The organism is Pseudomonas sp. S1(2024) (assembly GCF_046557535.1).
The window spans coordinates 1-12,829 of the sequence record NZ_JBKGFP010000094.1; the positions used below are offsets into that span (position 1 = coordinate 1).

At 64.3% G+C, this 12,829-nt stretch carries 16 protein-coding genes; 3 read left to right on the forward strand and 13 right to left on the reverse strand.

Annotated elements, in window-relative coordinates; translation table 11 throughout:
• The 3 genes from ACLCGK_RS26060 to ACLCGK_RS26070 form a co-directional block, all read left to right on the forward strand.
• The coding region (locus ACLCGK_RS26060) for a hypothetical protein (protein WP_410953277.1) at positions 1–1,485 on the forward strand (1,485 nt) is incomplete at its 5' end.
• 79 nt (positions 1,486–1,564) lie between these two features.
• Positions 1,565–2,416, forward strand: coding sequence for a hypothetical protein (locus ACLCGK_RS26065; protein ID WP_410953278.1), 852 nt, complete (start codon positions 1,565–1,567; stop codon positions 2,414–2,416).
• 3 nt (positions 2,417–2,419) lie between these two features.
• Positions 2,420–2,692, forward strand: a complete 273-nt coding sequence (locus tag ACLCGK_RS26070; protein WP_080604882.1) for a PAAR domain-containing protein — start codon at positions 2,420–2,422, stop codon at positions 2,690–2,692.
• A 216-nt stretch (positions 2,693–2,908) separates the two neighbouring features.
• On the opposite strand, the gene ACLCGK_RS26075 is transcribed toward ACLCGK_RS26070, so the two are convergent.
• From ACLCGK_RS26075 to ACLCGK_RS26135, 13 genes are all read right to left on the reverse strand, one after another.
• On the reverse strand, positions 2,909–3,145 hold the full coding sequence (locus ACLCGK_RS26075) for a hypothetical protein (RefSeq protein WP_015270586.1): 237 nt from the start codon (positions 3,143–3,145) through the stop codon (positions 2,909–2,911).
• Positions 3,146–3,738: 593 nt separating this feature from the next.
• Complete coding sequence (locus tag ACLCGK_RS26080; RefSeq protein ID WP_038409719.1) at positions 3,739–4,587, reverse strand: CsgG/HfaB family protein; 849 nt, start codon at positions 4,585–4,587, stop codon at positions 3,739–3,741.
• Between the two features lie 34 nt (positions 4,588–4,621).
• Positions 4,622–5,035, reverse strand: coding sequence for a curli assembly protein CsgF (locus ACLCGK_RS26085; RefSeq protein ID WP_013972854.1), 414 nt, complete (start codon positions 5,033–5,035; stop codon positions 4,622–4,624).
• Positions 5,032–5,433 (reverse strand): curli production assembly/transport protein CsgE, encoded by a 402-nt coding sequence (gene csgE / locus ACLCGK_RS26090; protein ID WP_013972855.1) that lies wholly within the window; start codon positions 5,431–5,433, stop codon positions 5,032–5,034. The genes ACLCGK_RS26085 and csgE overlap by 4 nt, the downstream gene beginning before the upstream one ends.
• Positions 5,430–5,957, reverse strand: coding sequence for a type II secretion system protein (locus ACLCGK_RS26095; protein ID WP_013972856.1), 528 nt, complete (start codon positions 5,955–5,957; stop codon positions 5,430–5,432). The genes csgE and ACLCGK_RS26095 overlap by 4 nt, the downstream gene beginning before the upstream one ends.
• Complete coding sequence (locus tag ACLCGK_RS26100) at positions 5,932–6,306, reverse strand: type II secretion system protein (protein WP_024087221.1); 375 nt, start codon at positions 6,304–6,306, stop codon at positions 5,932–5,934. Before ACLCGK_RS26100 ends, ACLCGK_RS26095 begins: the two co-directional genes overlap by 26 nt.
• Before the next feature lie 5 nt (positions 6,307–6,311).
• Positions 6,312–6,791 (reverse strand): type II secretion system protein, encoded by a 480-nt coding sequence (locus tag ACLCGK_RS26105; protein WP_085720390.1) that lies wholly within the window; start codon positions 6,789–6,791, stop codon positions 6,312–6,314.
• Positions 6,788–8,653 (reverse strand): secretin N-terminal domain-containing protein, encoded by a 1,866-nt coding sequence (locus ACLCGK_RS26110; RefSeq protein WP_015270590.1) that lies wholly within the window; start codon positions 8,651–8,653, stop codon positions 6,788–6,790. The genes ACLCGK_RS26105 and ACLCGK_RS26110 overlap by 4 nt, the downstream gene beginning before the upstream one ends.
• A complete protein-coding gene (locus ACLCGK_RS26115; RefSeq protein WP_043936184.1) occupies positions 8,650–9,159 on the reverse strand; it encodes a hypothetical protein in 510 nt (169 codons plus the stop codon). Before ACLCGK_RS26115 ends, ACLCGK_RS26110 begins: the two co-directional genes overlap by 4 nt.
• On the reverse strand, positions 9,159–9,722 hold the full coding sequence (locus tag ACLCGK_RS26120; RefSeq protein WP_247845942.1) for a GspMb/PilO family protein: 564 nt from the start codon (positions 9,720–9,722) through the stop codon (positions 9,159–9,161). Before ACLCGK_RS26120 ends, ACLCGK_RS26115 begins: the two co-directional genes overlap by 1 nt.
• A complete protein-coding gene (locus ACLCGK_RS26125; RefSeq protein ID WP_015270593.1) occupies positions 9,709–10,251 on the reverse strand; it encodes a PilN domain-containing protein in 543 nt (180 codons plus the stop codon). The genes ACLCGK_RS26120 and ACLCGK_RS26125 overlap by 14 nt, the downstream gene beginning before the upstream one ends.
• Position 10,252: 1 nt before the next feature.
• Positions 10,253–11,044 (reverse strand): hypothetical protein, encoded by a 792-nt coding sequence (locus tag ACLCGK_RS26130; protein ID WP_024087223.1) that lies wholly within the window; start codon positions 11,042–11,044, stop codon positions 10,253–10,255.
• A complete protein-coding gene (locus ACLCGK_RS26135) occupies positions 11,028–12,701 on the reverse strand; it encodes a GspE/PulE family protein (protein ID WP_410953279.1) in 1,674 nt (557 codons plus the stop codon). Before ACLCGK_RS26135 ends, ACLCGK_RS26130 begins: the two co-directional genes overlap by 17 nt.
• Between the last annotated feature and the right edge of the window lie 128 nt (positions 12,702–12,829).

The window sequence follows — 12,829 nt, forward strand, 5'->3', positions numbered from 1 at the left end:
AGCCAGCACGGTTATGCCTTTGCCCTGCACAGCAATTTCTTGTTCACCGACCACAAGATCTATTTCGCCACCTTCACCCATGTGCAGTGGGCCGAGGCGCAACGGGAAGAGTACGTCGACGAGCACGGCACCCAGCGTATCAGCCTGCCCTATACCTGGCACACGCCCAGTGGCCTGTACCCGATCGAACAGGCCTGTGAACAGCTGGCTCAGCACTACGCCGAAGCCAAGGCCAGGGCTCGCTTCTGGCAAGGCGTCATTGGCGCGGGCGAATTCGCCCTCGGAGTGCTGGCGTTCATACCGGTGGTGCGCGGCATCAAGGGCACCGTATCGCTCGGCCGCTATGCCTTCGTCGCCCTGGAAGCCGCGCTGGCCGCCGATGCCATGGTCGACGGCAGCAGCCGCATGATCACTGGCGAAGGCCTGAGTATCGGCGAGCAGTTCTTCACCGACCTGGCGCGCCTGGCCAATCCCGACACTGCCGAGGCACGTGGCAAGCAGGTATTCATGGCCATCAACCTGGCCCTGCTGCTGCCGGCCGCCATCGGCGGCGCCCGCTGGCTGATGCACAAGTTGCAGCCCGGCAGCATGACCACCGTACGCCTCGACAACGCCGCGCTGTCGCAAGAGGAAGTCCGGCGCCTTGGCAACCGCAGCGCCGGCGAAGTCACCGTACTGGAAACCCGCATCCAGCGACGCCCCCGTGAGGGTGAACTGCCGGTCACCGCCCGTGAACTGCACTCGGTGGAGCGCAATGCCAGCCTGGTCGCGCTCGATGTGGCTGGCGGCAAGGCTGACTACGCCTACATGGCCACCACCCTGCGTGACCGGCTGGTGGCCATGATTCAGCACAGCATCGGGCCGGTGCGCATGGGCGGCAGCCTGACCCGAGTCGTCGCCGATGCCGGCGAAGAAGCCCTGGCGGCTGCCCTGGTCAGCCACTGGAAGGTCAAGCCGGAGAACATCCTCGGCCTGAGCACCCACCCTTCCCGGCCCAGCCAGTTCGGTTTGAAAAACAAGAGCGACCAGGGGATCGACATGCTGGTGTACGTACCACCACCGCCCTCGATGACGGTGCGTAATCCGACGACGCTGGAAATGCGGCATCACATTGATGGGCTGAAGGGGACGGCGCCGCTGGAGGAACTGACGTTCGAGGCTGGGACGTTGTTGGTGATCGAGGTGAAGACGACTCTAGGGAAAAGCAAGACGCCTGGTTTCATCAACACCCAGAAAGCAGGAGGCAAAGCCAACCTTCAGCGCATACAGGACTTGATTCGCAGAAAAAGACAAGGATGGGGAGAAGCCCTTACAAAAACTGACCCAGCCTTTATTACAAAGCACCAAGCAATAGAGGACAGCTTGGACTCGCGAAAGGTTTCATTCCTTCATGCGCAAGTATTCTTTGACTCGAAAGGTCATCCTAACACCATTGTCGGCGACCGAAGCGGAATACAAATTAATCTCTGGAACCAACATGAATAGACAGACAAAAGATCGACTCAAAGTCAGCTTGAAAAAAATACACGAATGGGCGAGAGAGGACCTACTCGTAAGGTGCGACATGCTGACCTCTTACATCATGACTGGCGAAACCATCGGTATCGCTTGCAATCAGATATTCAGAGTTGGCATGAACAATATTGGAAAAGGTTTACAGCTTGCACCGCAGCACCCATACGGGCCAGCGTCATTGGATTTCGTTTCTGGCATTACACAGATGTTAATCGCTGAGGCAATCTTAATACAAAAACTTGCGGGCACTAAAGAAAGTAGCATCGGCGATTTAGATGGGACCACTCACCTAATATTGTGCGCACTAGCTACTGGCCGGTTAGAACTGATTGAGCCCTTTCACCAAGCTATTTTCACGGGTATTCATAATGGCTACGGTGTCAGCGATGGCCACAACCTGCCGATCGGTACCACCTTACGCTACGCCGCCTTCGGTCTGACCATCATCGGCGACTGGCTCGGCAAACCGCTTGACCTCGACAAGCACGCCCTGCCTCGCGACCCTGCCTGGGGTCAATTGGTCGCCCATTGGCGCGAACCTGATCCCAATAAACTGGCGCCAATTCTGGTGGCGGCCTGCGATACCCATGTCCAACGGATCGCCCTGACATCCCGAGAACTTGACTCCGGCAATTTCGAATTCGGCTCCCCCTTCGAGGCCGTCTACCCCGCCGAGATCCTGGCCATTCTCAACCTGCGCCGTTCGCTGGGCCTGCCGAACCCTTCCATCGACCACCCATTGATGAAAACACCCTACGCCAGGCTGACCTGCCCGCCTGGCATGCGCTTCGAGCCGGATGAACTGCTGATGCGCTTCCTGGCTGCCGCCTGCAAACACGATCCTGATGCCGTGCCGGCCGGCCTTTACGAAGCAATCTTGCAAAACAGCGCAAAGGATTGAGCGATGTCCCGACAAGGTGCGATTCGAAAGGGCGATCCCCACAGCGGGGGTGGTCGGATGGGGGAAGGAAGCGGAGTTCTTGTCAACGGGCGGCAGCAATGCGTCCTCGGAGATCGTGCGCCATGCGCGCTTCATGGAGGGACATTTGCGTTGGTCTCTGGCGGTGACGGTAGTGTCTTGTTCAACGGTATTTCGTTGGTGTTCGAGCCGGCAGAGCTTGCTTGTGGGTGCAAGGTTTCATCTACCTGTTCGGGACCTTATGCCAAAGAGGGCTGAACGACCTGAAGATCGTTGGTTTCATGCATCGACCTCATCGCGGGCTTGCACGATTTGAACAGCGCACGCGTTGTCTGTTTCGCGGGCGCGCCCGCTCCCACAGGTACTGTGCTGGCTTCGAGTTGGCGCTGAACCTGTGGGAGCGGGTTCACCCGCGAAGAGGCCATCGAGGTCAATCACGGCTGCCGCTTGAGTCAAACAAAGCCCAAACGCTCGTCAGACACCCGGTACCGTCTTCCGCCCAACCAGCTGCTGCCTCTCCACCCCATCCAGCAACGCCTCCACCACCGCCTTGGCCGAATCCAGCCCATGGTCGTTGCTCAACAACAGATCACGACAGGTCCCCTTGGCCAGCTCCAGTGCCTTGAGATTGGTCGCAAACGCGCCTTTGAGCAGCGTGGACAGATGCACCAGCGCATCTTCGTAGTCCACCCCCGAACGCACGGCAAACAACGGTGGATGGCTGCATTCGCACGTGGAGAAACTGGAGGACGCCGTGGTGGCGCGTACGGGAGGATCGGGTAAGCCTTTTGTCATTGTGTCGCTCCTTGATTCACTGGAGCCGCCACACAACGTGACCAAACGAATGGGTGGCGACTGTACGCGGGTTGGTCAACCGGGAATCAAGGAAACCGGCGCGCACGGAGGCGCCCCACGCACAGCCGCCATAAAATGAAACAGCCAGGCACAAAAAAGCGCCAACTGTATCGCATAGCGGGCGCTTGTGCGCCTTGATGATTGCGGGTGACCAAACCCGACTGCTGGACTTACAGCAGCGGGCAAAGACTACCGGTGTCGGGGAAGCGTTTCAAGCGAAGGGAATGTGCAGAAACACTTCCGTTGCCGCCTCCACAGGGACGGCGTCGCGCTTGAGATCACGCGATACCTGTGGGAGCGGGCATGCCCGCGAACACCGGCAAAGCCGGTGCCATCCACCGCGTCGTCTGCTTCGCGGGCGCGCCCGCTCCCACAGGGACGGCGCGGGCTTCGAGTTGACGCTGTACCTGTGGGAGCGGGTTCACCCGCGAAGAGGCCCTCGTAGCCAATCACGGCTGCTGATTCTGGCTCAGATACTTGTCCACCGTAGCCTGCCCCTCCCCCGCATCCCCTGCCACCTGCCACAGCCGCCGCTCGATCCCCTGCGCCAGCAAGTGCCCCACCGCCGCCTCGATCGCCGACAGCACGCACAGCTGCGCCGGTTCGTTGGTGGTGTACCCCACCTCAGCCTCGAGCAGCTTCTTGAATTCGATGAACTTGAACACCCCGGCGCTGCGGCCGACAGAATAGATGGTCTTGCTGGTCATCACATTGGCCAGCACCTGCCCGGTGCGCACGTCCACCGCGCGCAGGTTCACGGTCACCTGGTCGACGCGGTACTCGCGGGAGATGTCTATCCCTAAGTAGCGGGCACCTTCGCCGCCGCTGCGCACGTTGGTGTCGTAGGCAATGATCCCGCCCTCCAGCATCAGGTTGGCGGCCTGAAGCGGTGGCAGCTCGCCCATGATGTTTTCCGGCACGTCGGGCTTTTTCTGCGAAGCACGGATGATCTTGCGCTCGGTCAGCAGGTTCTGCAGGCCTTCACGCTCCAGCACCACGAACCAGCCACTGGCACTCAGGGCGTCCATCAGCATGCTCGCCGCCCCCTGGGTGACGCTGGTGGAGAACGAGCTGGCCGGGGTCGGCTTGTACTGCCCGGTCTGGTCGCGGAAGCCGTACACCACCGCCATCAACCGGCCCTTGGGCCGTGGCATGTTGATCAGGTCGTAGTAGGTCGAGGCACGGGGGGTCAGGGTCGGGGTTTCCGAATCCTGTTCGGCGGGCATCGGTTCGCGCAGGCCACAACCATGCAGACCCAGGGCAGTGAGGATCAGCAGCGTGCTCAGCAGACGTTTCATGGTGTTCTCTCCCCAAACAAATAGCCTTGCCCCCTCAAGGGTTCAGGCCGCTGACCTCAATGATCGAAATTTCTCCTGTGGCGCGATCGGTGACCTTGATGCTCAGGGCCCCGGAATCGTCGATGACGTCGATGAGAAACGCATCGGTCGCCATGCTGCCGGTGTTGCCGTTACTGATGTTGTCCAGCAACTGCGACAACATCCGCGACTCCAGCTGGTTGCTGAAGCGCTCCAGGGCCGTGGTGCCGGCAAAGGCCGAGGAGCGGTCCTTGAGGTCGGGGTCGTCGTAGTCGTTCTGCGCCTGCGCGTTGTTCAGCAACCAGGTGCCATTGAGCGGGTTGCCGCCAAAGGCCGGGTTGACCGGGGTGTACACCAGCTCGGTGGCCTGGGCGGCACACGCGCTGGCCAACAGGCAGGCGGCGATGCAACGGGGTATGTGGTGCTTCATAGCTCGTCCCTCTCCAGATCGGTGGTGTCCTGCAGCAGGCGTTGCAACTTGCGTTGGATGATTTGCTGCTTGACCAGGTCGGCTGCTGCAACGGCCTCGTCCTTGAGCTCGGTGGTGTTCGGCGGCAGGAAGCGGCGGTACACCACCTCACGCTCGAACTCCACGGTGACCAGGCTGCCCCAGCGGGCATCCGGGCGTTCGCGCACCACCAGGTTGAAATCCAGCCGGCTGGTGGCGCGCAGGCGGTCGGCGAAGTAGTAGTAAAAGTCGTGGCCGATGTGCGAGATGGTGTTGTCGACGATGAAGCCTTGCATCTCGTCCTCGTCCCCGGCCCTGGCCGAGGTGGCCAGCACTGCCACCAGCAGCAGACCCAGGCACAACGCGGCCAGGCGGCTCATGGCGTGTCTCCCGGGCCGGCATGGGTCTGCACGCCACCGGCACTTTCGGTAAAGGCCTGTTCGGCGACGAACTGCCAGTCGCTGTAATGTTCCAGCCCGTCGAAACCGCTCCATTCGGCGCTGAAGCCACTGCGCTTGAACGGGGTGGCGTCCGAGCGGCTGTGCACGCCGGTGATCCGGCCATCGATCGAGCGCAGCAGGCCCCAATCGTCACTGTTGGTGATGGGGTCGGGGTACAACCGGCGAATGTGCCGCCTGGCCTGCGGGAAGCGGTTGTCCTGCAGCAGGTCGGCCAGTTCCTGCGGGTACTGGGCCAGCCCCGGCGAGGCGCGGTAGTAGCTGCGCAGGGCCTGGGCATACTGGCTGCCTACCCACAACAGCTGGCGTTCGCGGTCACGCTGGGCAGCACTGGCCCAGAGCGTGCCGGTAGCGGCCAGGGCCACGCTGCTGACCGCAATCAGCAGCAGTACGCCCAGGTAGGTGAAGCCGGCGTCGGCCTTACCATTCCGCGAACAGGCTGCCATCGCGCGCCCTCCCTGTGGCACCGCTCTTGATATCGGCCACGCCGCCGGCCACGCCTTCAGGCGGTGGCACCAGCTGCCAGGCATCGCTGCGTTCGGTGATCGGGTCGATCGGGGTGTTGCGCAGGTAACGCTGTTCTACCAGCTGCTCCAGTGAGTCCGGGTAGTGGCCGGTGTCGCCGTAGTAGTGGTCCAGCGCCTCGCGCAGTACCGCCAGGCTCTGGCGCAGGGTGGCCTCGCGGGAGCTTTCCAGGCTGTTGAAGTAGCGCGGCATGGCAATGGTCATCAGCGTGGCGATGATCGCCAGCACCACCAGCAGTTCGATCAGGGTGAAGCCTTTGCTGCGTTTCATGGCTGTCACCATTGCCCGTAGGGGATGTTGTTCAGGCCTTTGCCGCGGGCCTTGGAATACACGTCGAACACGTCTTCACCTTCGCGCGGGTTTTCGGGGCTGCTGTCATAGGCGCGCAGCCCCCACCCGCCTTCGTCCTCACCCTTGGCCGCCACCAGCGGGTCGTGCGGGATGCGCCGCAGGAAGTAGAACTTGGCGCCCTTGGCGCTGCGCACATCGCGCACCCCGTCGACCAGCACCTGCAGGTTCGGCGGGTAGCCACTGGCGTCCAGGCGCTTCTCGATGTAGCCGGCATCGAACGCGCGCTTGTAGGCGTCGATGGCGTCGCGAATCTGGTACAGCGCCTCGCGCAGCTGCTGTTCCTTGCCGCGGCGCACCACGGTTTCGGTCAGCGGCGCGGCCATGCTGGCAAGCAGCCCGAGCAGTGCCAGGGTCAGCACCACCTCGATCAGGCTGAAGCCCTGCATGCGGCGCTGCGCGATCATGGCCGCGGGCTCCCTTTGGGTGGGGCGATCGCCATCTGGCTTTCCACCACCGGGGCATCGGTGGCCGGGGCATTGCCAGGCACATCCGCTGGCGGCAACGGCGCCATCTGCCGCACCTGCATGGCCGACTCGGTGCCGGTGGCGAACTCCATGTCCGACGGGCTCTGGTACGGCAGGTTGCGCACGATGCGCGGGGTGATCGCCAGCACCAGCTCCGACTTGCTCATGTCGTCCTTGTTGCTGCCGAACAGCCGGCCCAGGCCAGGGATGTCGCCAAGGCCCGGGATCTTGTTGCCGCTGGCGTTGTGATCGTTGCGCACCAGGCCGGCCAGCACCTGGGTTTCGCCATCGTGCAGGCGCAGGGTGGTCTGGGCGTTGCGGGTGTCGACCTGGACCGGAATGGTGCCCTGGCGGGTGGCTTCCAGCGGGGTGGCGTTGCTCACCTCCAGGGCTACCTTGATCGCCACTTCGTTGTTCAGGTGCACGGTGGGCTGCACCTCAAGCTTCAGGCCCACGTCCAGGTAGGTGACGCTTTCGGTGATCACCGGGCCCTGGGTGGACGGCACCGAGGTGGCGCTGATGATCGGTACCCGCTGGCCGATGTGGATGCGCGCCTGCTCGCGGTTGCTGACGCGGATCACCGGGCTGGCCAGGGTGTTGATGTCCTTGTCCTGGGCATTGATCTTGGCCTGCGGCGCCGGCGCGATGCTGATGCGGCTGGAGTCGATGCCCTTGAGCTGGTCGAGCACGCTTACCGGCTGGCCGTCGGAGCTCAGCACGCCGAAGGTGTTGGGCCATTGCAGGCCGAGGTCGAGGATGCGCGAAGTGGCCACTTCCATCACCTCCACTTCCAGCACCACCTCGGGGTTGGACTGGTCCTGCGACTGCAGCAGCTTCTCGGCCATGCGCACGGCATCGGGGGTGTCGCGCATGGTCAGGGTGTTGAGGCGCTCATCGACAAACACGTCGCGGGTCTTGAGCATGGTCTTGACCATGTTCAGCGCGGTGTTGGAGTCGATGCTGGTCAGGTAGAAGGTGCGCATGACCAGTTCCTGGTAGTCCTTGGTCTTCTGCGGCGAGTCGGGGTAGATCATCAGGGTGTTTTCGTTGACGATCTTCTGCCGCAGCTGGTTCTGTTCCAGCAGCAGCGCCACGGCGTCCTCGATGCGCAACTCGCGCACGAAGATGGTGGCCTTCATGTCCGGGCGCATGTCCTTGTCGAAGATGAAGTTGATGCCGGCAACCTGGGACAGCACCTCGAAGATGGTCTTCAGGTTGGCGTCGCGAAACTCCAGGGTCACCGGCCGCTCCAGTTTGCTGCGCAGTTGCGGGAACGGTTGCGCGGTGCGCGCCTGCACGTTCTCGATGTCGCTGCGCAGGGCAATGCCCTTCTGGTTCTGCGGGTCCAGGCGCAGCACTTCGCGCATGTAGCGCTCGGCACCGAACAGGTCGCCCTGGCGCAGCGCCGCCTGGCCCAGCGCCACGCGCTCGTCGAGGGTGCGGATCAGCTCCAGCTGGCGGATGCCTTCCTGGGCGCGGCGGTTGTTCGGCTCCAGGGTCAGCACCCGGCCATAGCCCATGCGGGCGCTGGCGAAGTCGTGGCGGATGCGGTCGGCGTCGGCCTGGGTCAGCAGCGCCTCGACCGCGGCCTGGCGGCTGTGGGCCAGGGCGATGTTCAGCTCGGTGTCACGTGGGTCTTCGCGCAGGGCTTCTTCCAGGCTGGCGATGCCGGCTTCGTACTGGCCCTCCTTCATCAGCTGTTCGCTGTCCTTGCGTACCGCACTGGAGCCGCAGCCGGCAATGGCCACGCACAGCGCCACTAGCAGGAACGGAGCCGGTTTGCACAGCTTTGACGACTTCATGGTGCGCTCCCTACAGACAAAGTCTGCGACTGATGCAAAGGCAGGTAGACCAGGTGCAGCTCGCTGGCCGATACCCGCTCGAGGCGGTAGGTGTCTTCGATCACGTCGCCCTGGCGCACGACGTAAAGTTTTTCGCCGCTCTGCAGGAAGATCTGCAGGTCGTCGCGGTCGCCAATGCGGCCAATGAACTGGAATGGCAGGGCCGGTGCAGTCGGGGCTGCGACTACGGCGGGTGCGGTGACCACGGGTTGTTCGGTGACAGTGGCCAGAGCCTTGGGTTTGGTCCATTGCTGGGTTGGGAAGAGATCCCTGGAGGCTTGTTCCGGCCCTTTCGCGGGTAAACCCGCTCCCACAGGGACCGTGGATACCGCCGATTTTGTGGGAGCGGGCGCGCCCGCGAAGGGGGCAACACTGTCTTCCTCGCCGAACCAATGACCCGGCGCCCAGGCCAGCGCCGCACTCACGCCGAGGAAGCCAACCCAGATGACAGCACGTTGTGTGTTCATCATGACCTCGACAGGTAAAGGGTCATGCGCAGGCGGGCGTTGAGCTCGCTGTCGCCAATGCGTTTGCGTTGCAGCTCCAGGTCTTCCAGCACCAGGGTCGGCAACTGCTTGAGCAGGCCCTTGAGGAAACCGCGAATCTGCGGGTAGCTGCCGCGTACCGGCAGCACGATCTGGTAGCGCGCCAGTTGCGTCCTGGGGTCGATGCCCAGGGCATATTCGCCACGCGCCAGGCTGATATGCTCGGCGCTGGCCAGGTGGTACAGGCGCTCGATCAGCTCACTGGCCCGGGGCTGCCCCGGCAGTTGCTGGCGCAGGCTGTCGAGGGCCTGCTGCTCGGGTTTGATGGCAATCTTCAGCTCGCCACGCCTGACCCGCTCGACCTGCACGCTGGCGTCCGCTTCGGTGGCGCGCAGTTCGCGCAGGTTCTGCCATTGCGGCAACACCCCGGCGCACAGCACGCCCACGGCCAGCAGGCCCACCGCAACCGCAGCCAGGCCGACCGGGCCGACGCGACGCAGGCGCTCCTGGAGGATCAGGCTGTTCAGCGATTCACGGGCGCGCATGGCCGGTCTCCCAGGTAGCGGTGAGGGTGAAGCGCACCGGGTGTTCGGGCTGCGCGGCCAGCACTTCGTGGTTAAGCAACGACACATCGCTGAGCTCGGCACTGGCCTCCAGGCGCTGGTGGTACTGCAGCATCGCTTCCAGGTTGCGCGCCTCGGCGGTGATGCGCAGCTGGCCTTTGCGCGCGTCGGGGGCCAGGCTCAGCAGCGCCACGTCGTCCTGGGGCTGCGCTTCGAGCATGGCGAACAGCTGCTGCCAAGGCCGTTGCAGTTGCTGCGAGACGCTTTGCATCTGCGCCAGGCGCTCGGCCTGTTCGCGGCTGGCGGCGCTGCTCAGCGGCGCGACAGTGGCCGGGCGACGGCCCAGTTGCTGCTCCAGGCTGTGCACGCTGGCCTCCCGTTCGACCTGCTCGGCCTGCAAGCTTTGTTGCAGCAGCACCAGGCCGGCAACGGTGGCGCTCGCCACGGCCAGCAGCGACCAGGCCAACGGGCCGTTGCGCCGGGGCTGGAATTCCAGGTCGAGGCGGCGCATGTCAGGCCACCGCCCGCCACATGGCGCACAGTGGGTCGGCATCGCTGGCTGGCTGGCACAGCTGCACCGCCGCCAGTTGCGGCACGTCACCCCGGCCCGGGGCATGCAGGTAGACCCGTGGCAGGTGCTCGCCGTACAGCTCGCAGGTACGCTCGATCAGTGCTTGCAGGGCTTGGTCACTGTCGGCACAGCCCTGCGTCAGCACTTGCTGCCAGGCCCCGCCGGCAGCCAGCAGCAGCACGCTGCGGCGCGGTTCGGCCAGGACGAACAGGAAGTCGCCCTGCCCCAGCTGCGCCGAGCAGCGGTTGTAGGCGGCCATCAGGTACGGCTGTACCGAGCGCAGGCTCAGGTGGCTTTCCCGGCCCAGCGCCTGCAGCCGCTGCAGCAGGGCTTCGGGCAACGCCGTGGCGATGCGCGCGGCACCGGCCGGCTCGGGCGACAGCACGATGCGCCAGTCGTCCAGCGGCTGCCCGTAGAGGTTTTCGAAACAGGCCCGGGCGTAGGCGTCCAGCTCGCGCGGGTGGCTGATGGCATCACTCCAGGGCACCAGGCAGAAGCGGCTGTACCGGGCCGACAGCAGTACCCGCAACTGGGCACCGCGCACGGCATGCTCGGCCAGCAGCGTGGCCAGGGCGTCGACGGCGGCCTCCCAGGCCGGTTGGGCGGCATCGCAGGTAAAGTCGCGGCTGCCCAGCCATTGGTGGTGATTGGCGTGCCAGCTACCCAGGCCCACACCTTCGGCACCGAGTACGGCACTGTATCTGTAAGCGCCACGATCAGATGAATGTGACACGGTTGATCTCCTCGAGTGTGGTACGGCCATCCCGGACCAGGTCCAGGGCCGAGGCCCGCAGCAGGCGCAGGCCACGCTGGCAGGCGAGGTTCTTGATTTGCGACAGAGGGCGACGCTCGACGATCATCTGCCGCAGGTCGTCGTCCAGGTGCAGCAGTTCGGCGATGGCGCTGCGGCCGCGGTAGCCACTGCCACGGCACTGGCCGCAGCCCTGGGCGCGGACGAACTTCCAGCCGGCCACGCCCTCGCGGGTCAGGCCCGCGCCGTACAGGGTGTCGTCGTCGACTTCGCACGGCGTGGCGCAGTGCGGGCAGGCCAGGCGGATCAGGCGCTGGGCCAGCACCGCATTGAGCGCGGAGACGAAGCTGTAGGGGTCGACCTGCATCTGGCTGAAACGGCCGATCACATCGAACACGTTGTTGGCGTGGATGGTGGTGAACACCAGGTGGCCGGTGAGCGCCGACTGCACGGCGATTTGCGCGGTGTCCGGATCGCGGATTTCACCGACCAGGATCTTGTCCGGGTCGTGACGCAGGATCGAGCGCAGGCCGCGGGCGAACGTCAGGCCCTTCTTCTCGTTGACCGGGATCTGCAATACGCCAGGCAGCTGGTATTCGACCGGGTCCTCGATGGTGATGATCTTGTCCACGCCGTGGTTGATCTCGCTGATCATGGCGTACAGGGTGGTAGTCTTGCCGCTGCCGGTGGGGCCGGTGACCAGGATCATGCCGTAGGGTTCGGCGGCCAGGCGGCGCAGGGCGCGCAGGGTTTCCTCGGCAAAGCCCAGGGCCTGCAGCTGCACGCCGCTGACCCGGTCGGACAGGTCCTGCTTGTCGAGCACCCGCAGCACGGCGTCTTCGCCGAAGATGCTGGGCATGATCGATACCCGGAAGTCGATTTGCCGGTCGCCCACGGCAACCTTGAAACGGCCGTCCTGGGGCACGCGTTTTTCGCCGATGTCCAGCTCGGCCATCACCTTGATGCGCGAGATCACCTGGTCGGCGAAGGCGCTGCCGCTGGCCTTGCCGGCGCCGTTGAGCACGCCGTCGATGCGGTACTTTATGGTCAGGCCCTGGCCGGTCATGCCCAGGTGGATGTCGCTGGCGTGCAGCTTGAGGGCGTCGTACAGCGTGGAGTTGACCAGCTTGACCACGCGGCTCTGGTCTTCGCTGATGCTGGCCAGCGACAGGCGCTGCAGCGGGTCGCTTTCGCTGCTGGCTTCGGCGTCGTGATCAAGGGCGTCCACGGCGTGGAAGCTTTCTTCGTGGCGGGCCAGGAAGGTGGCAAGGTCGGCGGCATGGGCCAGGTACAGCGGTGCGCCTTGCAGCACATCGTCGATCCAGGCCAGGCGGGCGTGGTCGAAGGGGTCGGCGAACACACCCAGCAGTTGGCCGCCCTGCTCGATCAGGACGAATTCACGCTTCAGGCACATCGCCAGGCTGACCTTGTCGAAGCGTGGGGTGCTGGCCAGCAGGGTGTGGCTGTCCAGCACCGGGTAATGCAGGGTCAGGCCCAGGCGCTGGGTGAAGGTGTCGGGGGTGTCGCAGGCCAGCTGTTCCAGGCGGGTGAGCAGGCGTTCGTCGCTGGTTTGCAGGCGGGCCTGGGCCAGCAGGTCGCGGGGGTAGGCTGAGAATGGTGCTGGATTCTTCGCGGGCACGCCCGCTCCCACAGGCACAGCGCAATCCTGAAGGCAACGCGAATCCTGTGGGAGCTGGCTTGCCGGCGATAAGGCCGTAACGGTTGCATCGAATGCTTCTGGCATGGCCTGCGACTCCGCTCAGGGGC